Here is a 20,329-nt window from a genome sequence, read left to right on the forward strand (position 1 = left end):
GTATCTCGCTGCTGTAACTATGGAGCGGAGAGCGTTCCTTCGGGCGAGTCGTGCTGTCGGTCTCGTGCCCCTTTCGGGTTCGGTCGTAGCCTCTCGTTCGGCTACCGCGATCACGGGACAGGGAACCTACGAACCACTGGGCTATCTCCCTATCACCGGTGCTGCCGAGGCCGTCGCCGGCGACGACGGCGAGACGGCGTACGTCGCCGCGACCACCGGCTTCGTCACCGTCGACGTCAGCGATCCGGCCGACCCAACGCTTCTCGCCGAGGAACGCGACCTCGAGATTGGTGAATCGTCGCTGACGCAGATCCTCGACGTGACAGTCGACGGTAATCGGCTGGTCGCTGCGGGGCCGGCCAATCCGGGCTTTGGAGTCATGGGATTTCGTCTGTACGACGTAAGCGATCCCTCGGAGCCGATCCCGGTTGCCGACTTCGAGACGGACTACCACATACACAACTGCTATCTCGAGGGTGACCGGCTGTACGTCGTCGCGAACACACAGGAGGCCAACCCGCTCGTGATTTTCGACGTCGGCGGGGACGAAATCGCACAGCTCGGCTACTGGTCGCTGCTCGAACACGAACCTGGCTGGGGCGATATCGGTATGCTCGCGCGCTACCTCCACGACGTCTACGTCCAGGACGGAATCGCGTATCTCCCCCACTGGAACGCCGGCACGTACCTGATCGACGTCACCGACCCGACCGACCCCGCGTACCTCACCCACGTCGCCGAGACCACGCTCGAGGAGCAACGAGCGCTCGCTGACTCGGAGGCGACGGTCTACGGATTACCGGGGAACGATCACTACGCCGCGGTGGACGAGACTGGCGATCTCATGGCGGTCGGTCGGGAAGCCTGGGCGACCGGCGGAGACGATCCCGACCGGCCGGGCGGGATCGACCTCTACGATGTAAGTGATCCAGCCGACCCCGTTCGCCGGGGCCGAATCGAAGCACCGCGGACGACTGATGAATCCTATCGCGGTGGACTGTGGACGACGGCGCACAATTTCGAGTTTCGCGACGGCAGACTCTACTCCTCGTGGTACCGTGCCGGCGTAAAAATCCACGACGTTGCCGACCCGGCTGCCCCCGACCGTCTCGCCTGGTGGCGCGACCCTGCCGAGACGGGTTTCTGGACGGCCACCGTTCTCGAGCCAGGAGAGACCTTCATCGCGTCCAGTACGGAAGCGATTCCCAACACGTCACTCGACGGGGCGCTTTACACCTTTCCGATCGAAGCCGGTCAACAGGCCGATCCGCCGTCGTTGCGGGAGCCCACGGGTTGGCGAGACGGTGACAACGAGACGACCGAACCGAACGAGACCAGTGAGGAGTCCGCGAACGAAACCAGCGGCCGAAACGGCGAGGGAAACGACTCGATTTCAGGATTCACCGGCGTTGCGGGGATCACAAGCGGTGCAGTCGCACTCGAGTGGCTTCGCCGGCGACGCGAAAACGTTCAGGATTAATTCGTCGGTTTTCGGGCGCGCAACCGAACTTATTCACCGTTCGAGTGCCTAGCATGGCACATGACTGATTCCGATGACGATCCGTCGCTGCAGAAGCGCGTCGAGGGATGGCTGTCGCGCGAGATGCCGATCATCCAGATGCACGGCGGAACCAGCGCGGTGCGAGCGGCAGATTCCGAGACCGGAGAGGTCGTCATCGAACTCGGCGGCGGTTGCAAGGGCTGTTCGGTCAGCGACATCACGACGGACAACATCGAGGCCGAACTCATCACCTGGCCGGAAATCGAGGAGGTAACGGTTCGAGTACCCGACGCGCGCGACAGCCTCGGCGGCCCCGACCAGCCTGAATCGATCATGGGCGTCGACCGAACCGAAGGCGGCCGCGGTGACTGGGGATCGTCGAACCCGGGAAAGGACCACCTTTAAACAGCGAGGGAACCCCGGCCTTTCGGTCGGGTGGGGAATCGTGTCACTCGACGGCACTATCTACCGCTCAATCGGCACTCTCGGAACCCAACTCCCGTTGAGCGTGGAGTAGCATCCCTTTCCACGTCAGACCGTGGTGCTCTTTCGTCTCCTTCAGGCTTTCGTACTGCGATTCGTCGTCGAACCCTATCTTGTCGTATTCCATATATAGTATTATACTTACGCTCCATTAAAAGGAGATAGTATCGTAGTAATTGGTGTGTCCGAGACGGTGACGAAAACGCTGCAAGCCACACTTGCGACGCCCACCACGGGCAAAGAACAACGCCTGCAGAACCTCTTGGACACCTACCGCGACGCACTCCACGACGCTTTCGACGCCGGGCGAACACGATGTCCGCCGTCAACGATATCGTCACGCCCTACGGCGCAAGACGCAAAGCGTCTTGCGAACGCCACAGTCCACCGCGAGACGAGCGAGAATCCCTCGCAAATGACGCTCGCGGCGTGCTCGGACTGAAACCTGCCAACCTGGATTCTCCGTGGAGGGGAAGCCTCGCCGTCGTCGGCTGACGCCCGACTGCCTGAGGGACCGACGGTCCCTCTCCGTTTACAGCGGGGAGGATGTCACGTGCACATCGTTGACAGGGTCGGATAGTTTTGGCAAGTCCTATATCCTTTTACGCACCCACTACGGACTCGTACATCATGACGAGTAGATGCGCGCAGGCAGGAGGTGTCGGCGATGGGTGACGGGCCAGATTCAGGCGATGAGGACGATCCCGACGCCGAGACCGACGGGGGCGTCCGTGCCTATACCGTCAGACTCGAACTCGTCGACGAGCCCGGCGAGTTGCTTCGCGCTCTCGCCCCCATCGCCGAAAGCGGCGGCAATCTGCTGAGCATCCACCACGAACGCGGCAATATCACCCCTCGCGGGCACATCCCCGTCGAAGTCGACCTCGAGTGTCCCCCCGATCGATTCGACGACATCGTTCAGGCACTGCGCGACGCCGGCGTCAACGTCATCCAGGCCGGTGAAGAACACTACGGCGAAGAAGTCAACGTGGTTCTGGTCGGTCGCCTCGTCGAGACCGACCTCTCGAACACGCTCTCGCGAATCGAAGACGAAGCCGACGCCGTCGTCCTCGATCTTTCGCTGGCAGCACCCGATGGAACCGAAGGCATCGCGAGCGCTCGCGCCCGACTCGCGATCGATTCCGGCCGAACCGAAGATGCGCTCGCGGCCATTCGATCGATCGGGACGGACAAGGAACTGACCATCGTCGAACCCCTGCTCGGAGGTGAGGCCTGATGCGACTCGCGATTCTCGGCGCCGGAGACGTCGGACAGTCGGTCGCCGATCTCGCCGGGGAGTACGGCCACGAAGTCGTCGCACTCGCTGACTCCACCAGCGCGACAGTCGACTCGGACGGCATCGCCGTCCGAGACGTTCTCGAGCGCAAGGTCGGCGACGACGCGCTCGGAAGCGACGATCCCGAGGACGTCTTCGGTATCGAATACGACGTGCTGGTCGAAGCGACACCGACCACGCTCGGCGACGCCGAACCCGGTTTCACCCACGTCCAGCGCGCGCTCGAGGCCGACCGCAACGTCGTCCTCGCGAACAAGGGACCAGTCGCCGAACGCTATGCGGAACTCCGCGCGCTCGAAGCCGAAAGCGCCGGCTCGATCCGATTCGAGGCGACGGTCGGCGGCGCAATTCCAGTTCTCTCTACGATCGAAGACTGTACGCCGCAGGCAGTCACCGCAGTCCGTGGCGTCCTCAACGGCACTGCAAACTTCATTCTCACCCGGATGGCCGCCGAAGGACTCGACTACGAACACGTCCTCGCGGAAGCCCAGGACCTGGGGGTTGCCGAGGCCGACCCGACCTTCGACGTCGACGGCACCGATGCCGCACTGAAGTTCGTCATCCTGGCGAACGTACTGGCCGACGGCGGCTTCGCACTCGACGATGCGACGGTCGAGGGCATTCAAAATATTCCCGGCAGTGCACTCGATCTCGCGGCCGAAGACGGTCGGACGATACGTCTCATCGGCGAAGCAACTCGCGACGGCGTTCGGGTCGGGCCACGCCTCGTTCCCGAAAACGGCGCCCTCGCGGTTACTGGAACCAGAAACATCGTCCAAATAGAAACTCGTAACGCCGGGTCCCTCCACTCGAGCGGTCGCGGCGCTGGTGGCCCGGAGACGGCGACCGCCGTGCTCTCCGACGTCGGCCGGCTTCCGCCGCTGTGATTCGGAGTCCGTTTCGAGATACCGTTGTCCCCCGGTCAGGTCGCCCTCCGATATCAGTCGTCTGCGCGTGTTCTCACCGAAACCGACCATCGGTACTCGAGGGAACTGGCGGTTACATCGAAAACAGCGCGAACGCCCACGACTTCAATCGTGAGAGCAGTCAGGTCGGGTTCCGTTCTCGTCCCTCACGTTCGATAGCCGACGGCCGAACCTTCCCTGCCGTGTGAATACTAGGCAAACCGCAAGACAGCGCCGGGTTGTGCTGAATACGCTTTCGAAATGGTTTTAACCGCAACGAGCCAAAGAGACCGATATAAGCGCCTCTGCGCGTGAGCTACAACAATGAGCGAACGACACCAGAACCTGGCCATCATCGGTCACGTTGACCACGGGAAGAGTACGCTCGTGGGACGACTCCTCTACGAGACGGGGAGCGTACCCGAGCACGTCATCGAACAGCACCGCGAGGAAGCCGAGGAGAAAGGCAAAGGCGGCTTCGAGTTCGCCTACGTCATGGACAACCTCGCCGAAGAGCGCGAACGCGGTGTCACCATCGACATCGCCCACCAGGAGTTCTCGACCGACGAGTACGACTTTACCATCGTCGACTGTCCTGGTCACCGCGACTTCGTAAAGAACATGATCACGGGCGCATCTCAGGCCGACAACGCCGTCCTCGTCGTCGCCGCCGACGACGGTGTCGCGCCCCAGACCCAGGAACACGTCTTCCTGGCTCGTACCCTCGGTATCGACGAACTCATCATCGGCATCAACAAGATGGACGTCGTCGACTACGAAGAGTCGACCTACGACGAGGTCGTCACCGAAGTCGAACAACTGCTCAAGCAGGTCCAGTTCAACACCGACGACGCCTCGTTCATCCCGATCTCGGCGTTCGAGGGCGACAACATCGCCGAACGCTCGGACAACACGTCCTGGTACGACGGCGAAATTCTGCTCGAATCCCTGAACGATCTGCCGGAGCCGGAACCGCCGACGGACGCGCCGCTTCGACTCCCGATCCAGGACGTCTACACCATCTCCGGTATCGGTACCGTCCCTGTCGGACGTATCGAGACCGGCGTCATGAACACCGGCGACAACGTCTCCTTCCAGCCCAGCGACGTGGGCGGCGAGGTCAAGACGATCGAGATGCACCACGAAGAGGTGCCAAAAGCCGAACCCGGTGACAACGTCGGATTCAACGTCCGCGGCATCGGTAAAGACGACATCCGCCGCGGTGACGTCTGTGGCCCCGCCGACGACCCGCCAAGCGTCGCCGAGACGTTCCAGGCACAGATCGTCGTCATGCAGCACCCGTCCGTGATCACCGCCGGCTACACGCCGGTTTTCCACGCCCACACGGCCCAGGTCGCCTGTACAATCGAGTCCATCGACAAGAAGATGGACCCCTCGAGCGGCGAGGTCGCCGAGGAGAACCCCGACTTCATCCAGTCGGGTGACGCTGCTGTGGTCACCATCCGACCGCAAAAGCCCCTCAGTATTGAGCCATCCAGCGAGATCCCCGAACTCGGGAGCTTCGCCATCCGCGACATGGGCCAGACCATCGCGGCCGGTAAGGTCCTCGACGTCAACGAGAAATAAATGCAGCAAGCACGCGTTCGACTCGCGGGCACCAGTCCAGACGACCTGGACGACATCTGCGACGACGTCCGCGAGATCGCGAACAACACCGGCGTCAACCTGAGCGGTCCGATCCCGCTGCCGACGAAGACCCTCGAGGTTCCGACCCGGAAATCGCCCGACGGCGAGGGCACTGCGACGTGGGAGCACTGGGAAATGCGCGTCCACAAGCGCCTGATCGACCTGGATGCCGACGAACGCGCACTTCGACAGCTCATGCGCATACAGGTGCCGAACGACGTCTCGATCGAGATCGTCCTCGAAGACTGAGGATTGCTCGACCGAACTCGAGGAGGAGTTTCACCGTTTTTGTCGCCGCGGGCGTCGATTCGGTAGTGACCACCCCCGAGTGGTCGGTACTCGATCCGAGCGGACATCGTTTCGACGGCTCCTATCGTCCGTGGAAGCGACCTCCACGAACGAGTGACAGAGTTCTCTCGCGAGAACGGCCTGCGTATGGACTTCGTCTACGCCGAACTCGTGGAAGACGGGCGCGACGCTGCTGCAGTCACAGCAGTCGCGCGAGCAGATCGATCGGGTCCCCTCAACCGGTCGCTGACGCGCTGGGACTTTTGTCACTCCACGTTGCAACGATCCACATGGCGAAGGGCTCTCGGTCTCGATCGCAATCAGACAGCTACCTGCGGCCAGGTTCGGATGGGGACGACGAACCGACGTCGGGAGCGGGCAGCCCGATCCTCGAGTTGCTCGTCGTCTTTGCCCTCGTGTTCGTTCTCCAGGGAGTCGCCTATTTTGCGGGCCTGATGGGCGGACTGTTCGTTCTCGCACCGCCCCTCGTGACCAATCCGTGGACCATCGTCACGAGCGTCTATGCCCATAGCAGCTTCGGCCACCTCCTTTCGAACAGTATCGCACTGGTCGTTTTCGGCTGGCCGGTCGCTCGAGCGACGACGCGGATGCGCTTTCATGCCTTTTTCGTCGCGACCGGTGCGATCGCGGGCGTCTCCCAGATCGTCGTTACGGCGGCCGTTGCGTCCGTAATCGCCGCATTGCCGAGTATGCTGACGGAACAGCTTCCGTGGGTGTCTGTTCTCTCCATCCAGCCGACGGCCGGTGTGTTGGGTGCAAGCGGCGCCGTCTTCGCGTTGCTCGGCTATCTCGTCGCTTCGAACCGACTGTCGACCGGACTCGCCTCGTTCGTCACCGTCCCCCGCTGGGTCTCGGTCCTCGCGTTCGTCGGTCTCGCACTCGGGCTTACCTTCGCGACCGCCTCGCCAGGCGTCGCGTTGATCGCTCACTTCACCGGCTTTCTCGTCGGCCTCCTCGCCGGCCGCACTCGCCTGCTTGCCGTCTCCGCTCGCGATAACAACGGTCGGTCTCCCATCTGAATCGACGACCGGAAGTCGAGGCGGGGTCGGCTCGAGGTGACCGCGTTCTGTGCCCAGCGGTTGTCGTGGTGTCGCAATCCGCTCCCGAAACACAAGCCTCAAATAGAAACCGAGGGTATGAACGTCCGAGGGCTCGTAGATCAGTGGTAGATCGCTTCCTTCGCAAGGAAGAGGCCCCGGGTTCAAATCCCGGCGAGTCCATACGCGCTCCGCGCGTTCGGTAATCGCACTAAGACGGAGCTTCTTTAAATAACCACATGACCGTTAGAGCGTTGTATTCGCTCTGTCGTGGGGCACGCTTTGCCGGTTGTGTATTCGTGATTTATTCGAGCGCTCCTTCCGTCTCCCGGCGGTTTGTCGAAATTATTTCTCCAGTGTGATTTGTGACGTAGGTAGTATTACTTCCTATACTCCCGGGTTCAAGCGCCCAAGACCACCCTCCATCTTTTAATTTCTTTCCCGATTACCTCGATGCCGCCCCTGGATTTCGGTATCTATTTCCCTCTGGACGCCCTCTACAGAGTGAAGGCAAATTCTCGCGGAACTCTCGGCTCTCCAGTCGTAACCATCGCGTTACCGTCGGCAGATTCATCGCATTGAGGGTGAGCTATCGAACCAACCGCTGAGTGCCTTCTCTGTCATTATGACTGCCTCTACATCCAAGCGTAGCTCTGCGTATAGCGCGACAACTGTTCCATCTGAGTGGGACGCGGTTCCCTGTGTCCAGTACGGCTTCCCCGAAGACAAGGGGCCGATTCGCGCCCCAAAGCTCAAGACGATATTCGAGCCGGTTCCTGAGGGAGCGCACACCGCCAGTCCGGTATACCTCTTGACACCCGAAGAGTACGATCGGCAAGACGAGTTCGAGAGTGGGTACGAAATCAGTGGAAAAAGATCCATCGGCAAGGAACTACAAGACACCTGTGAGGGCGACGGTCGCGTATTCTACCCCGTCCACATCGAGTCTGACGTGTACCACGAGAAGGACGCGCAGACTCTCATCGATTGGTTCCGTGAGTTCACCGACGATCGGCTCGGTGTCCCCTTCCACAACTGCTCGTGCTACTTCTCGGGAAATCGCTCTATCCACGTTCACGTCCCGCACTTCGTGCACGGTGAGGAACAACGAGAACGCCTCAAGAAGCAAGCAGAGGCGTTCTGCGAGGAAACGGGTGCAAAGTTGGACGTTAGCCTCTACTACCGGAAGGGGCTATTCAGGCTCCCCGGCGTGACACACGAGAGTTCCACGCTCCAGAAGGTACAGATTGAACCCGAGTGGGAACACGACCGTATCATCTCGGAGGCCACGAGTGTGTGTACTGAGCCGCCAGCATCCTACGCAGAGGTTCTTCGCGACGTATTCGTGCATCGAGGTGGCGTGACAAGCCCAACGGCTCAGTCTCCGAAGGAGGAACCACACGCAGAGATCCACCCCCACCTCGACCTCGACGCCGCTGTGCTGGAGTTGGTGCCTGATGAGCGCGAGGTCGAGACACCACTCATTGAGCAGAGGGAGTACCCGATGAACACCTTCGACGCTCCTGGGTGGCTGATGTACAACGCGAAAGAGTTCTCCCCTTACGCATACGCCAGCGGAAATCCCCGAAGTGTCGCGGTCATTCAGGTCAAGGGTGGAGCGTTCGCTCGAAAAGGAAGACGAAACGGTGCACCGATGGTTCCGGTTTGGTTCATCGGAGCGATTGGTTGCGATGGAAGTTTCACAAAGGAGACAGAACACGCGCCACTTCAACTTTCGGAGGGTAACCGCAAGGATTTCGAGAAGTGGAGCAGGCAGGGCTACCAGAACGGCGACTACGTGGTGATTGTTGGAGGGCAGAGCCGGAGTTCCATCATCTTCTCCGTAACACGAACCGAGGCCCTTCAGGCAGGGTATCACCTCGTTCGCACGGAGGGTAGCCGTAAAGCCGCACTCAACTACCTCTCCAATCGGGGGTACGATGTAGGGGCTTCTGGTTCCACGAGTACAACTGCATCGAGGTCGGGAACAGCGACTGGGAAGACGAAGACGATATGGCCAGCACGAGAGAATCAAGGAGGTGCCGAAGCACTTCAGCGGAAAGCCGAACACGAAGGGATTGACACTCTTTCACACAACGAACGTATCCGTGTTGCTTGTCGCCTTCTCCGGTACGGGTGGGAACCCACTTGGGAGTGGTTCAAGGAGCGGTTCGGTTCATCGTTCAAGCCCGAGGTAACACACTGTTTCCTCAGAGGGATAGTTGAGGAGAGTAGCTTTGAGGAGTACAACCACATCGACGTTCCTGCCCTCCCCGCTTGACTTCATGGCTCCTTCCTCTCTCTACCTACTGCCTCTCCATCCCTACTCCCCCACACCCCCCACCTAAGTTATGGTGCAAAATCGCTGTACGGCGAAGGGGCTTCCCCCGAATAGGGATTATCCGCTTATAAATGGGTTAGAGTAGAGGAATCCACTCCCTATTGAGTGATCGATTGGATTGTGTTACTCGCACCCTCGATGCGGGGAATCGCTTGGAAGAAAAAGTGAGAGAAGCTTCGCTGTCGGAGTCCCCATACGCCCAGTTTCGGGATAATCAACACACGGGAATTTTGGCGGCTCAGACAAGTGGTGATCGCCGCTTGATGTTGTGGAACCGGCGGTAGATACAGGTCAAGCAGTTACCGCAAAGGCAGTCAATACCTATGATAACTGCCAAGAACAGCGTGCTGAATACAGAGCATACGTTCAGCACGAAACGGAAGACGAGCAACGGTCGAGTCACGTCGACTCAGTCATCAGACCATTGATATTCGCGCCCTTGTCACTCGATCGGCTCGGCTTCGGGGAACTGATAGCTCCCGTCGAGAATCTCCTCGCGCGGACCGTAGAGCCGGACCACGTAGAACCACTCCGCTGGCGTGTAGAGGAAGTTCGGTTGATCGGGGTCACCGCCGAAATGGATCGTGACACTACCGTCATCGTTCGGCTCTGCAGTCACGTTGTTGAACGAGTACGCGTCGTACTCGTTCTCCTCGAGAAACCCGTCGTTGTTGTAGACGGTGACCGACCAGAATCCGTCGACGGGGACGTCCTGGACGGTGAACGTGTGTGGCGTGTCACCGTCGTTCTGGTCGGGGACCCTTTGCAGATAGATCGTTTCTGGCTCCGGAACGCCGCCCGGTGTCACAGTGGCGAGATAGTACTTCACAGGGTTGACCTCGTCGACGTCGCCATAAGCACCGCTGTAGTCGTCAATCGTTTTCATGACTGTGACGAGCGCGTCGAAGAGTTCTTGGTGTGCCTGGCGGTCCCAATTGGGAATCTCGAACGCGCCGGCTGAGTCCTGGCTCACCGCGAGTTCGTCCTGTAATTCCTGGACAGTTGCTACGTCATCCGGATCGTTCGGGTCGACGAACGTGCGGACGATGACCCACACGTACCGCGTCCCGACCCCGTCCTGGGTCAACGTGTACTCGCCGGAATCCTGATACGCCTCTTTCACATACGCGTCCTCATCCATGACGACCATCGACTGGTGACGATCACCGGAGTCCGGCTTGGTAATGGTGACCGGCTCGGTCAGGTCGAAGACACCGATCGAATAGATCGTGTCGCGATTGGGCAAGGCCGCGATCCGCACGTCAGGGCCGACTATCGTCGGGAAATGATAAAACTCGCCGAACCCGCCTTGTTCGACGATGTTCTCCATCATTAGATGTATCTGTGACCGTGGGAAGTTTTCCCACGTGACTGGAACTGACCCGTCATCTGCTGACGTCTCGGTTTCAGCCTCGTGGGTGTTCGCCTCCGAGGGGTTTCGGCTGGCAGTGGCACTGCCACCACCCAGCGCGAGCATGCCGGCAAGGCCCGCCCCGCGAAGTGCGCTTCGGCGCGTTGCCCGCAGCAGTTCGGAACTCGATTCTGGCGTCGTGTGATGTGTCTCGTTACTCATGGCTCATGCCTCTCTGAGTGGCCCACAGCAGCAGTTGTTACCGACTCACACGCCCGTACTCCAGCATTCCATATAATACAGTGACGATACTTGAGAAGAATTTCATGACATGACGATCGTAATAGATAGCTGACCATATCTGAATTCTTGTCAGTTCTCTGTACCTGTAGTGAGCGATCAGAAAGATCAGTTCGTGCTGCATTCGCGCTCTGTATTCAACACGACCCAGCGAACATCATCGGCACCTAATGGAAATTTCGGCGTTCAGTTTGCAGTAGATACCTATCGGCGGTTTCACGACTCCATAGCCGAAACGAAAAATCCTGACACTCAGCCGGAAAATTCGCACGCGGGGTTACCAAATACGCGCTCTCAGGCGCCGGTCAATGTTCTAACCGGACGGGGTTACTGCATTGAGTCGGTTGTTCTTCCCGACGCTCGATGCAGTAGATCACTCTGGTAGTTCCTCGTAGAGATCGAGCTGGATCTCGCACAGGATCGCCACGCCGATCGTGAGTTCGCCCCCGATCCTTCGACAGACTGATGATATGGTTTGAGGTAGTGGCGGCTCCCATCGACGTTATCCACCACCTCAATGCGGCAAAGCCTTCAGACAAACCTCACGGATTCATTGTGAATTGAGGCAGCTTTTCTCAGGTGTAGAGCTTGACCGTTTATTTTCTGTATCTTAGATAAGCTATCATCTCCGTATTTCACCTAAGAACTATTTCATAGCAAAGTATAGATAGACGCATGGAAGGTCCAACAGAAGGTGATACGCTATATGTGGTCGTAGATAAAGTAGCGAACGGCAGCGGAGATGGTCTGGCTCGGCCTACTGATGACCCATCTTATGCTGGGAAGAATATTCATATTCCTGATTCAGACCGTGGCGACATTTATGAAATTGAGATCGTCCATACATCTCCAATGCATGTTGTTGGTAAGCCAATTCAGGAATTTTCGCTTGATGATGATGTGGTGAATGCCAAGGAGGTAAAGGAGACAAACAACCTTGAGGAACAAAAGCTGGTCATCAGGAAGGAGAATGATTACGGGGTAGAATACAAGAAACAAGTGAAATCAACTCGAGAGAAGATGCCTGACCGAATATGAGTTATCAATCTATTGTGAATTAGCTCAGTTGACTTCTAATCATCCCAAATGCTATCACCAACCCAATACTATATTGTCTCATGGAAATCTCGGATAGAAAAGACAAGACAGGGCGTTTGAAAATAAACATCAGTAACCTGTCAAAAGAATATACGAGGCTAACAATTGGGGAGCAAAAGTTCCAACTTCAAGAGACTGAATTACGTTTGTTAGAAGATCAAGCCAGTAAGGCAGTTGATCGCCAGACCCCTTCTAAACGCCCAATTGACCACCCTACACGCATAAATGATGTCGAGGTGGGAATGGACTTTGACGAACGGGTGCTATTTGATAGTTTAATTGAGATAAACCGTGTTGGAGAGGTAACTGCATTGAATATCCTTGAAAAGATAGTGGTTAGTACATTGGATGAAATAACAAAAGAAGATCTGAAAGATATAGATGGGGTAAAGGAAGATTCAGTAGACAAAATTTGGTTGTATCTAAGGGGGTTCTACGATGGGGCTACAGAGTAAATTAGATATCCATTAGGTGTTCCTCCCGTCGTTCCATCTTCTCACTCTTTGTTGCGTGATCATAGTGCTTATCCAGTACTTCGATAGTCATATCCACTCTGTCTGCTGTCACATCTCGAGGCTGACCAGCATTGAGCGATTCCGTCACATATCCCCGACGGAGTGCGTGCGGACCGACTGAACCTGGACACTTACTCGCCGTATTGTAGGAGGTCGCTTCACACCCCTCAATGCTTCTATCCATTGGACATTCTGCAGTGTAATGACACGGACGAGTTGCTGTGTAGATATTCCGCTGGATGGTTGATGGCTCACATCGTTTTCCGTGAGAGGTCATGAGAAGCGGCATCCGTCCCTGTTCATCCACTCCACCTGAATGGTTCCACTCGAGATAATCCTCGATCACCTCGACTGTCTCACGGTCGATACGCACGTCACGTTCGCCCTTGCGCTTGTTCTTTAGCGGAGTTCCGGTGTTCGGACGGTGACGGACCTTCAGGTGGGGCTTGGGTCCAGCATCGAGATCGTCAATATCGAGCGCGTACAGCGAACTTCGTCGCATACCCGTCTTCCAAAGAACAGCGAAGATAACGTGGCGCAGCGAAGCATACTCGTGTTTCTGTAGGTGGCCGAGTATCTGTGTGGCTTCTTCACGTGTGAGCATATCACTGGACACTTCCTCCTCGCGGCTCGGCTTGGGGATACGAACCATCATGTGCAGACCGTCGGGAACGGCGTTGACGTGTTCGCAGAAGCGGATGAAGTCCTTAATGCAGGTCATGTCCGTCTTCAGCGTGATCGGCTTCACGCAGTCGAGACGCCACTCCTTGAACCGCTGAATCTCGTCGCTGGTTAGCGTGTTCAGGTCATTGATACCACGCTCGATGAGCTGATCACAGAAGATATTCAGCGTCGTCTTGTAGTTCGCAAGCGTCGAATCGGTAACGTCGGTGGACTTGTCTTTCAGGTAGCGGTTCTTCGCTTCGTGCGGTGGGGTAGCATTCATTGTCGTATCTTCCACCGAACACGCGAGAGCGCGGGCAATGAGATCAACACCCCGAGCGCTTCCACTCTCACGCTGAGGACGGCCCCATACGTTGCGTGTGGGGCCATTGTCCGAAGCGTAAGAGACCTCGGGTTCAAATCCCGGCGAGTCCATAATTTTCGCCGCGAGCAAATTCGCGAGCGGTGCGAATTGTCGGCGATGCCCGGATTTGAAGCCCTACCAGTCGCAGCGCCGAGCGTCGCGAGGTAACCGTCTGGTTCCGGGTTCAAATCTCGGCGAGTCCATACGCGCTCCGCGCGTTCGGTAATCGCACTAAGACGCACGTACGATACTGTCCCGAAACTCGTCGAGGCCGGCCGTAAGGTCCTTGACCAGGACGCTCTGTCGCTCGAGCTCTAAACAGCAGTGGTGATACGGCGCGCTTGGCCACAGGGCGTGCGCCAGTCGAGCCGTCCGCACTCGCCGCTTCGAGATGCCGGTCGACCACACCCGCCCCGAGAGCGAGCCGGCGTCGTTGCAGGACCCGATCGAATCCTCGACGATGAGCGATTCGTCGTCCAGACGAATCTCGTCGCCACTCTGCATGGCGATCGGGTTTACGTCTCTCCTGGCTCGGGCGCGTACCACGCCAGGACTGCTCCGAGCGCCCCGAGGGTGCCAGCGACGAGGAAGGCCGTCTCGTAGTTCGAGGCGTCGATGAGCCGCCCGGCGGCGATGGGTGCGATGAACGCCCCCGCCAGGCCGACGCTCGTGAGGAAGGCGACGGCTGTTGCGGCGACGGCTGGCTCGACCAGCTCACGGACGTACGCGAAGACGAGGCCGAGGCACAGTTGGATGGCGAACCCGGCGATAAGCAGCGCCGCGACGACGACGGGGATGGTGCGAATCGCAGTAAAGCCAGTGATGACGGGCGTCGCCACGAGGAAGGAAAGCAGGACGACCGGGCGGCGGCGGCCGCCGAAGAGGGTATCCGAAAGGACGCCGCCGGCCACTCGCGAGAGCACGCCAACGGCCGGAAACAGGGCGACGAGTGCACCGCTGAGCCCCAGCGACAGCTGCAGGTCTTCGGTGAGGTACGATGGTGCCCAACTGTTGATGAACAGATACAGCGTGTAGCTGAGGAACCCGACGAGGCCGACCGTCCAGACGCGGCGGTTCGTGACGACGCGACCGAGGTCCGACAGCGTCGGCGCCGACGTCCCGGTAGCGTGTCCGCTGCCGCGACTCATCGGCCAGAAGATGAGCACTCCTACGAACGCGATGCCCGTGAAGATGGGAAAGATAGCCGGCCATCCGAACTGCTCGGCGACGATGGGGCCGGTGCCCTGCCCGATGGCGAAGCCGACCGGCCCGCCCGCGGAGAGCGTCGCCACGGCCGTCCCCTGCCTGGCAGGGCCGAACGAGCGCGCGACGATGTCGATGCTTGCGTTCCAGACGACGATGTAGGCGACGCCGCCGAGGACGCGTGAGGCGACGAGCGACCAGTAGGCGCCAGCAGTCGCGGCCTGCCAGCCCCACACTCCGGCGACGAGAAGGAGACCGACCGCCACGGCGACGGCGTACCGTGAGTTCGTTCGGTCGAGCACAATCCCGACCGGAATGCTCGCGAGAACCGCCGTCCCGAACATGACACTAACGAGGAGGCCAGCCGCCGAGGCGCTGACTCCCAGCGACTCCCGAATGAGCGGCGTCACGCTCGCCGGCACGAGTTCGTAGGCGCCGAGCGCCATGGACATAAGAATCGCGCCCGCGAGCAGTCCCCAGCGGGCGCGCCTGCTCGTCACGGCCGTCGTGTCATCCAACGTGGCGTCCGCGCTCGACACACAGACACGGTCTATTCCGGCGCCGTATTAACCTAGCGCGATGCGTTCGAATTGCCCGCTCGCTGTGCCGAATTAACTCACCACCGAGCGAGTGAAATATAGCTCCGTTATCTGCTGCATCAACTCCCCGTATTCAGCAGGCCACTTCTGACAGCGACTCAGGAGATTGGTTCCGGCCGTGATGAATACAGCGCGTCTCTCCCGGATCGGGGCCACGAACTCCCCCGATTATTTATAGACCGTATGTATGTCCTCTATATGGGTAGTGCTACCCTTTCACGCTGGGAGACGGTCGAACAGTGGAGTCCCACGCTGTTTCTCCTCGGCGGATGTTTGATGGCTGGACACGCGGCACTGTCGGGAATTCGAGCATTCACGGAGCTGGCCACGCCACCAGACGTGTTTGTGACCGTAGGGCATTTCGTCGCGCTCGTTGGATTACTCGGTCTGTATCCCGTACTCGTCGACCGGACGCCAGTAGTCGCACGGATCGCTCGCGCCGTGCTCGTCGTCGCAGCCGCGAGTTGGTGCGTGATGACCGGCACGCAACTGCTCGCGCTCGCCGGAATCGTGGCCTCGTTAGAGGCCGTCCTTCCAGACAGCTTCTTTATGATCGTGCTCACGACCACGATTCTCACGTACGGGCTGTTCGGCATCTCGGCGCTTCGAGCGGACAGACAGTCGCGGAGAGTCGGGCTCTTTGTCCTCGCACCGGGTGGACTTACTGTTGTCCTGATTGTGAATTCTGCCATCGGCGGGGCGAACGCAGTTGCCGGTGTCGGTATCGGCGGAGGACTGACGCTGTCCATGCTGGCGCTGGGATACATCCTCCGATCGTGGGGCGGTCAGTCTGAACGCACACCACCGGTCGGCGATGCGAGCGCTGGGTGATGCGGTGTGAGTAATACAGATACCACTGAGTCGCAACGGAAGGGGTCCCATGGGTCCCATGGACCAATTGGGCGACACGCGATCGAGGCGTTCGCGTTGCTCGGGCACAAGACGCGATTGGAAATCCTCTTGGCAATCTGGAAGGCCCATGATTTGCGGGCGGACGACAACGCTGTTGCGTTCTCCCAAATCCGTAAGCGGGTGGAACATGACGATCCGGGAAACCTGCGCTATCATCTCGAGCAACTCGACGGACAGTTCGTGCGCCAGCAGGCCGACCGCGGCGGGTACGAACTCCGCGTCCCCGCCCAACAGCTCATTCAGACAGTGATTGCGGGTGCTGGAGTTCACGATGAGTACCTCGAGCCGACCGACATCGACCAGCAGTGTCCATTCTGTGGTGCCCAGACAGTGATGAGCTACCGCGAGGGGATTCTCTTCTGGGCCTGCCACGAGTGTGGCGGCATGACGCCAGGACAAGACTTTGCCTCGTTTGACCCGCCCGGACCGCTGACCGCACACCCCTTCGATCCGGCCGGCCTCGACGAATGGACGCCCGATGAACTCCGGGCAGCGAGTACGGTCGTCGGTCGGCGACGACTCCGGTCGGCGTTCGACGGCGTCTGTCCAAACTGTTCCAGTCCAGTAGACAGCTGGTTCGACTGGTGCCCAGACCACAACTCGGATGGGTGTGACGACTGCGGGCTTCGGTTCGGGACGACAGCTCATTTCCGGTGTCGCACCTGCGACCATCACGACGGGTCCACGCCGAAGCACCTCGCGCTCTTTCATCCGGCCGTTGTCTCGTTCTACGACAATCACGGCATCTCGACACGAGTTCGCGCCGATGACTTCGAACACGCGAGACGCATCTATAGCCTCATGCTCAGCCACCAGGTAACGGTGGTCGAGGACGACCCGATTCGCGTGACGGTCACGGCGTCGCAAGATGATGAGATGATTCGACTCACCTTCGACGAGACTGTCAGAGTCGTTGACGTGTGTCGGTGAGTGAGGGAGCTGTGCTGACTCTTCGGGGCCCGCCACTACCTCGACAGCTCGGAAAAGCCAGTGACGATATGTCAATTAATCAATAGCGATGGCGTGCTAATGATGTTTATCGTTCTCGGTTCCCACGACCAGCATGTCCCGCCGCAGGTGCGAGGTACCTGGGCGGACGACGACCAACCATGTCACCGACGACGACATCTCATTCAGTCGAACCACCAATCGAACAGCAGACAGACACCGACACCCAGGAGGGACCGGACGATGGCTGAACGTGACGGGGTACTCTCCACCCTCGAGCGGAGGAGTCCGACGCTCTACCTCATCGCCGCTGTGGTAATGATCGTCTTTCTGGTGAACTCGGCACTCCGGACGTATCAGGGTACGTCCTATCCGGCGATTCAACAGTTCATCGCCCCAGCGGGCTTTCTGATCGGTCTTGTTGGACTCATGGGACTGTATCGACCACTCTCGGATCGCGCTCGCCGACTCGCACAGGTTTCTCTCGCGGTCGCTGTATTGTCTGCTCTCAACTGGACGGCGATCGTCGCCGCAGGTCTTCTGGAGACCGCGGGCAGTATCCCGGAGAACGCTACCTTCCAGGCGATCACTGGTGTTCTAGCGTTGTTCTCGATGGTGTTTGCATACGGCCTCTTCGGCGTCACGAGCATGCAAACTGGCGCATATCGGCGGGTCATCAGTGGTTTCCTGCTGCTTGAGGCAGTAACCTTCGTCGCGATGGTTGCAAACTCCGCTGCATCCCTCGGGGCTCCGGTACTCATCTTCGAGGCCAGTCACTTCGTTGCTTACCTCGGCCTTGGGATCGCCCATCGGGGTGTCGATACCCAGGCTGATCGGGCGGACCCGACGGCAGACCCGACCGTGTAACGAAATTCCATCGCATATTCTACATCGCACGGCCAGACCACCCATGTGGCCGATAAACGATGAAACAGTACCAGCCGTCATACTGCCATCGTTCCTCGTGATACTTCCAGTCGACCTTCCAAGTACCTGGCTTCCCATCAGCGTGCTCGAGCAGCGTCGACTTACTCTCGACCGGCGTTCCGTCCCGAACTTCGCATTGTGCCAGCTCGAGCACCGTGTTCGAACCGGCGTTTCTCTGCCATCCGATTCTCGAGGGCCGTCCCGAAGGGGTCGGCCGCTTCGAACAATTCTCGCGGATCACACGCGTCGGTACCTCTTCACCCCTGCCCTCGAGCCGAACACTCATCGATTCCGTCGCTCACGATCGGCACCGAGACCGACCGATTCTATCAGCGAATCCGCTTCTCCACGGTAGCGCTGGTGGAATCGACCCGCTCGAGCAACTCGATCGTGGTCTCGAAACTTTCGATCGACGCCCGCAATGATATCGGTTCCGGAAGCTGCTTGTCGAGCGTCTCGATCTCGCTTCAGACCTCCTCGAGACGAATGCGCGTCAACTGGTGTCTATCGGTCATGCTCGACCACCCTCCTCGTGGCCGTCGCGGACAGGGTCTGTTTTCCCATCAGCGACGGAGACGCACACCTCGAGCGTCGGCGTTTGATCGGACTCGAGTGACGGACCCTCGCCACACTCGAGTACTACTGTGAAACCGCAAAGCAGACGCTCTCTGCACGTTTTAACGGGCGTTTCTTCCGAATTCTTTCGTAGGTTGGTGTCTGAGTATACATCGTCCTCAATTGTGTCGAGGACACAGGTCGGGTGCCTCTAACATCCGGCCGATTTCATTCATATCGGCCAACCTGTGCCGCTAATTTAGGTGATTCTCATCGGTTGCTTATAGCTTACTGAACAGTAAGATGGCGTCCCGATCGGGCAACCTTGCGGTCTTCTATACCCTCGTACGAGCGGAGCACCAGTCTGACTGACGGGCATCCGCGGCCTCGAGCACTTCCGGAAAATCGCTGTGACACATCGGCTCGAGTCGTGACCCTCGAAGGAGGCGGTTGGGAAGTCCAGTTCGATCGGAACGGGGCCGATCCGGCCCGTTGACAGCGTCGCGCTGTGCTACCTCACGGCTACGACGCGCAGTCGTCGATACTCCGCGGTCCACGTGCCGTCCTCGAAATGATCCTCGCGGAGGCGGTCCTCGACTCCCGAGATCACTGCCGGCTGTTCGTCGTCGGGGATCGGAGCGAGGAGACTGTCGCCGAACATGCCCAGCCAGTCTGCGAGTCCGTCCGTCCCGTTCTCGAGTTCGGTCGGTCGATCGAAGAGCCTCGCGTATTGCGTTTCGAGCCCGTGGGATTCCAGCTTCGAGGCGTAGTCGCCGATGCTCGGGAAGTACCACGGGTCCTCGACGTCGTAGCCGCGTTCCGCTGCGTCCTCACGAACGGCGTCGACGATCGCCGCAACGTTTCCCGCCCCACCGAGTTCAGCGACGAACCGGCCGCCGGGAGCGAGCGCGTCAGCGACCGACTCGAGGACGGCGTCTTGTTCCGGAATCCAGTGGAGTGCTGCGTTGGAGAACACCGCGTCGAACGGCTCCTCGAACGAGAAATCGCGGGCATCCTCGCGGACGAATTCGCAGTCGGGATAGGTATCCCTCGCTTTCGAAATCATCTCTTCCGAGGCGTCGAGACCGACCGGCGTCGCTCCCGAATCGGAAATCCGGGCCGTAAGGTGGCCCGTTCCACACCCGAGATCGAGTATCCGTTCGCCCCGTTCCGGCTCCAGGAGGGCTACGACACCCTCGCCGTACTCGAAGACGAAGGAGTGTCCCTTGTCGTACCTGTCCGTATCCCATTCGTTAGTCGACTCCTCGTCCGGTTCGGCCATATAGAGCCCGTACTCAGCGAATTTACTTCTACCTGGGCATCTGAAACAGGGCTCTCCGAGAACGAATTAGCATGTGCGTTCCCAGCGCCGAT

General features: G+C 59.2%; 20 protein-coding genes, 1 tRNA gene and 1 pseudogene. 15 read left to right on the forward strand and 7 right to left on the reverse strand.

The features are described 5' to 3' along the window. Positions 1 to 19 precede the first annotated feature (19 nt). A complete protein-coding gene (locus tag HYG82_RS30090; RefSeq protein ID WP_179260752.1) occupies positions 20 to 1,480 on the forward strand; it encodes an LVIVD repeat-containing protein in 1,461 nt (486 codons plus the stop codon). A 60-nt stretch (positions 1,481 to 1,540) separates the two neighbouring features. Next, entirely contained in the window at positions 1,541 to 1,906 is a 366-nt protein-coding gene (locus HYG82_RS30095) for a NifU family protein (protein WP_179260753.1), read from the forward strand. 67 nt (positions 1,907 to 1,973) lie between these two features. Here HYG82_RS30095 and HYG82_RS30100 read toward each other — a convergent pair whose 3' ends face one another. Continuing rightward, positions 1,974 to 2,111, reverse strand: a complete 138-nt coding sequence (locus tag HYG82_RS30100; protein WP_179260754.1) for a hypothetical protein — start codon at positions 2,109 to 2,111, stop codon at positions 1,974 to 1,976. 54 nt (positions 2,112 to 2,165) lie between these two features. On the opposite strand from HYG82_RS30100, the pseudogene HYG82_RS44470 reads away from it, so the two are divergent. The 8 genes and pseudogenes from HYG82_RS44470 to HYG82_RS30140 form a co-directional block, all read left to right on the forward strand. Further along, positions 2,166 to 2,332, forward strand: a pseudogene (locus tag HYG82_RS44470) (RNA-guided endonuclease TnpB family protein); the annotation flags it as partial. A gap of 319 nt (positions 2,333 to 2,651) precedes the next feature. Then, a complete protein-coding gene (locus tag HYG82_RS30110) occupies positions 2,652 to 3,221 on the forward strand; it encodes an amino acid-binding protein (RefSeq protein ID WP_179260755.1) in 570 nt (189 codons plus the stop codon). Then, complete coding sequence (locus HYG82_RS30115) at positions 3,221 to 4,168, forward strand: homoserine dehydrogenase (protein WP_179260756.1); 948 nt, start codon at positions 3,221 to 3,223, stop codon at positions 4,166 to 4,168. The genes HYG82_RS30110 and HYG82_RS30115 overlap by 1 nt, the downstream gene beginning before the upstream one ends. A 342-nt stretch (positions 4,169 to 4,510) precedes the next feature. Then, entirely contained in the window at positions 4,511 to 5,773 is a 1,263-nt protein-coding gene (gene tuf / locus HYG82_RS30120; protein ID WP_179260757.1) for a translation elongation factor EF-1 subunit alpha, read from the forward strand. Beyond that, positions 5,774 to 6,082 (forward strand): 30S ribosomal protein S10, encoded by a 309-nt coding sequence (gene rpsJ, locus HYG82_RS30125; protein ID WP_004215311.1) that lies wholly within the window; start codon positions 5,774 to 5,776, stop codon positions 6,080 to 6,082. Positions 6,083 to 6,411: 329 nt separating this feature from the next. After that, positions 6,412 to 7,161: a rhomboid family intramembrane serine protease gene (locus HYG82_RS30130; protein WP_179260758.1), complete on the forward strand. Its 750-nt coding sequence runs from the start codon at positions 6,412 to 6,414 to the stop codon at positions 7,159 to 7,161. A 129-nt stretch (positions 7,162 to 7,290) separates the two neighbouring features. Beyond that, positions 7,291 to 7,362 (forward strand) — tRNA-Ala (locus tag HYG82_RS30135). 442 nt (positions 7,363 to 7,804) lie between these two features. Then, the gene (locus HYG82_RS30140) at positions 7,805 to 9,460 is read left to right on the forward strand and encodes a hypothetical protein (protein WP_235217869.1); all 1,656 of its coding nucleotides are present in this window, start codon (positions 7,805 to 7,807) and stop codon (positions 9,458 to 9,460) included. 502 nt (positions 9,461 to 9,962) lie between these two features. Here HYG82_RS30140 and HYG82_RS30145 read toward each other — a convergent pair. Then, positions 9,963 to 11,093 (reverse strand): DUF1214 domain-containing protein, encoded by a 1,131-nt coding sequence (locus HYG82_RS30145; RefSeq protein ID WP_235217870.1) that lies wholly within the window; start codon positions 11,091 to 11,093, stop codon positions 9,963 to 9,965. Positions 11,094 to 11,846: 753 nt separating this feature from the next. On the opposite strand from HYG82_RS30145, the gene HYG82_RS30150 reads away from it, so the two are divergent. Then, the gene (locus tag HYG82_RS30150) at positions 11,847 to 12,209 is read left to right on the forward strand and encodes a hypothetical protein (protein WP_179260759.1); all 363 of its coding nucleotides are present in this window, start codon (positions 11,847 to 11,849) and stop codon (positions 12,207 to 12,209) included. Between the two features lie 80 nt (positions 12,210 to 12,289). Further along, a complete protein-coding gene (locus HYG82_RS30155; protein ID WP_179260760.1) occupies positions 12,290 to 12,724 on the forward strand; it encodes a Holliday junction ATP-dependent DNA helicase RuvA in 435 nt (144 codons plus the stop codon). 1 nt (position 12,725) lies between these two features. Here the strand turns inward: HYG82_RS30155 and HYG82_RS30160 are convergent, their stop codons facing one another. The 3 genes from HYG82_RS30160 to HYG82_RS30170 form a co-directional block, all read right to left on the reverse strand. Then, positions 12,726 to 13,745 (reverse strand): tyrosine-type recombinase/integrase, encoded by a 1,020-nt coding sequence (locus HYG82_RS30160; protein WP_235217871.1) that lies wholly within the window; start codon positions 13,743 to 13,745, stop codon positions 12,726 to 12,728. A gap of 297 nt (positions 13,746 to 14,042) precedes the next feature. After that, entirely contained in the window at positions 14,043 to 14,357 is a 315-nt protein-coding gene (locus tag HYG82_RS30165) for a hypothetical protein (protein WP_179260761.1), read from the reverse strand. Then, positions 14,327 to 15,553, reverse strand: coding sequence for an MFS transporter (locus tag HYG82_RS30170; RefSeq protein ID WP_218834215.1), 1,227 nt, complete (start codon positions 15,551 to 15,553; stop codon positions 14,327 to 14,329). The genes HYG82_RS30165 and HYG82_RS30170 overlap by 31 nt, the downstream gene beginning before the upstream one ends. 258 nt (positions 15,554 to 15,811) lie before the next feature. On the opposite strand from HYG82_RS30170, the gene HYG82_RS30175 reads away from it, so the two are divergent. The 3 genes from HYG82_RS30175 to HYG82_RS30185 all read left to right on the forward strand — a co-directional run bounded on the left by HYG82_RS30175 (position 15,812) and on the right by HYG82_RS30185 (position 18,340). Continuing rightward, positions 15,812 to 16,444, forward strand: a complete 633-nt coding sequence (locus HYG82_RS30175) for a hypothetical protein (RefSeq protein WP_179260762.1) — start codon at positions 15,812 to 15,814, stop codon at positions 16,442 to 16,444. 6 nt (positions 16,445 to 16,450) lie between these two features. Further along, positions 16,451 to 17,455, forward strand: coding sequence for a DUF7351 domain-containing protein (locus HYG82_RS30180; protein WP_179260763.1), 1,005 nt, complete (start codon positions 16,451 to 16,453; stop codon positions 17,453 to 17,455). 261 nt (positions 17,456 to 17,716) lie between these two features. Continuing rightward, a complete protein-coding gene (locus HYG82_RS30185) occupies positions 17,717 to 18,340 on the forward strand; it encodes a hypothetical protein (RefSeq protein WP_179260764.1) in 624 nt (207 codons plus the stop codon). 19 nt (positions 18,341 to 18,359) lie between these two features. Here HYG82_RS30185 and HYG82_RS44815 read toward each other — a convergent pair whose 3' ends face one another. Next, positions 18,360 to 18,686 carry a PD-(D/E)XK family putative nuclease gene (locus HYG82_RS44815; RefSeq protein WP_484549567.1) on the reverse strand — a complete coding sequence of 109 codons (327 nt, stop codon included), beginning with the start codon at positions 18,684 to 18,686 and terminating at the stop codon, positions 18,360 to 18,362. Positions 18,687 to 19,466: 780 nt separating this feature from the next. Then, the gene (locus HYG82_RS30190; protein WP_179260765.1) at positions 19,467 to 20,237 is read right to left on the reverse strand and encodes a class I SAM-dependent methyltransferase; all 771 of its coding nucleotides are present in this window, start codon (positions 20,235 to 20,237) and stop codon (positions 19,467 to 19,469) included. Positions 20,238 to 20,329 lie beyond the last annotated feature (92 nt).

It is taken from the genome of Natrinema halophilum, assembly GCF_013402815.2.
GTDB lineage: Archaea > Halobacteriota > Halobacteria > Halobacteriales > Natrialbaceae > Natrinema > Natrinema halophilum.

Excerpts from the sequence above, each read along its gene's own strand:
- HYG82_RS30090 (WP_179260752.1), top strand. The coding sequence starts at position 20 with ATGGAGCGGAGAGCGTTCCTTCGGGCGAGTCGTGCTGTCGGTCTCGTG.
- HYG82_RS30095 (WP_179260753.1), top strand. The coding sequence starts at position 1,541 with ATGACTGATTCCGATGACGATCCGTCGCTGCAGAAGCGCGTCGAGGGA.
- HYG82_RS30100 (WP_179260754.1), bottom strand. The coding sequence starts at position 2,111 with ATGGAATACGACAAGATAGGGTTCGACGACGAATCGCAGTACGAAAGC.
- HYG82_RS30110 (WP_179260755.1), top strand. The coding sequence starts at position 2,652 with ATGGGTGACGGGCCAGATTCAGGCGATGAGGACGATCCCGACGCCGAG.
- HYG82_RS30115 (WP_179260756.1), top strand. The coding sequence starts at position 3,221 with ATGCGACTCGCGATTCTCGGCGCCGGAGACGTCGGACAGTCGGTCGCC.
- tuf (WP_179260757.1), top strand. The coding sequence starts at position 4,511 with ATGAGCGAACGACACCAGAACCTGGCCATCATCGGTCACGTTGACCAC.
- rpsJ (WP_004215311.1), top strand. The coding sequence starts at position 5,774 with ATGCAGCAAGCACGCGTTCGACTCGCGGGCACCAGTCCAGACGACCTG.
- HYG82_RS30130 (WP_179260758.1), top strand. The coding sequence starts at position 6,412 with ATGGCGAAGGGCTCTCGGTCTCGATCGCAATCAGACAGCTACCTGCGG.
- HYG82_RS30140 (WP_235217869.1), top strand. The coding sequence starts at position 7,805 with ATGACTGCCTCTACATCCAAGCGTAGCTCTGCGTATAGCGCGACAACT.
- HYG82_RS30145 (WP_235217870.1), bottom strand. The coding sequence starts at position 11,093 with ATGAGTAACGAGACACATCACACGACGCCAGAATCGAGTTCCGAACTG.
- HYG82_RS30150 (WP_179260759.1), top strand. The coding sequence starts at position 11,847 with ATGGAAGGTCCAACAGAAGGTGATACGCTATATGTGGTCGTAGATAAA.
- HYG82_RS30155 (WP_179260760.1), top strand. The coding sequence starts at position 12,290 with ATGGAAATCTCGGATAGAAAAGACAAGACAGGGCGTTTGAAAATAAAC.
- HYG82_RS30175 (WP_179260762.1), top strand. The coding sequence starts at position 15,812 with ATGGGTAGTGCTACCCTTTCACGCTGGGAGACGGTCGAACAGTGGAGT.
- HYG82_RS30185 (WP_179260764.1), top strand. The coding sequence starts at position 17,717 with ATGGCTGAACGTGACGGGGTACTCTCCACCCTCGAGCGGAGGAGTCCG.
- HYG82_RS44815 (WP_484549567.1), bottom strand. The coding sequence starts at position 18,686 with ATGAGTGTTCGGCTCGAGGGCAGGGGTGAAGAGGTACCGACGCGTGTG.
- HYG82_RS30190 (WP_179260765.1), bottom strand. The coding sequence starts at position 20,237 with ATGGCCGAACCGGACGAGGAGTCGACTAACGAATGGGATACGGACAGG.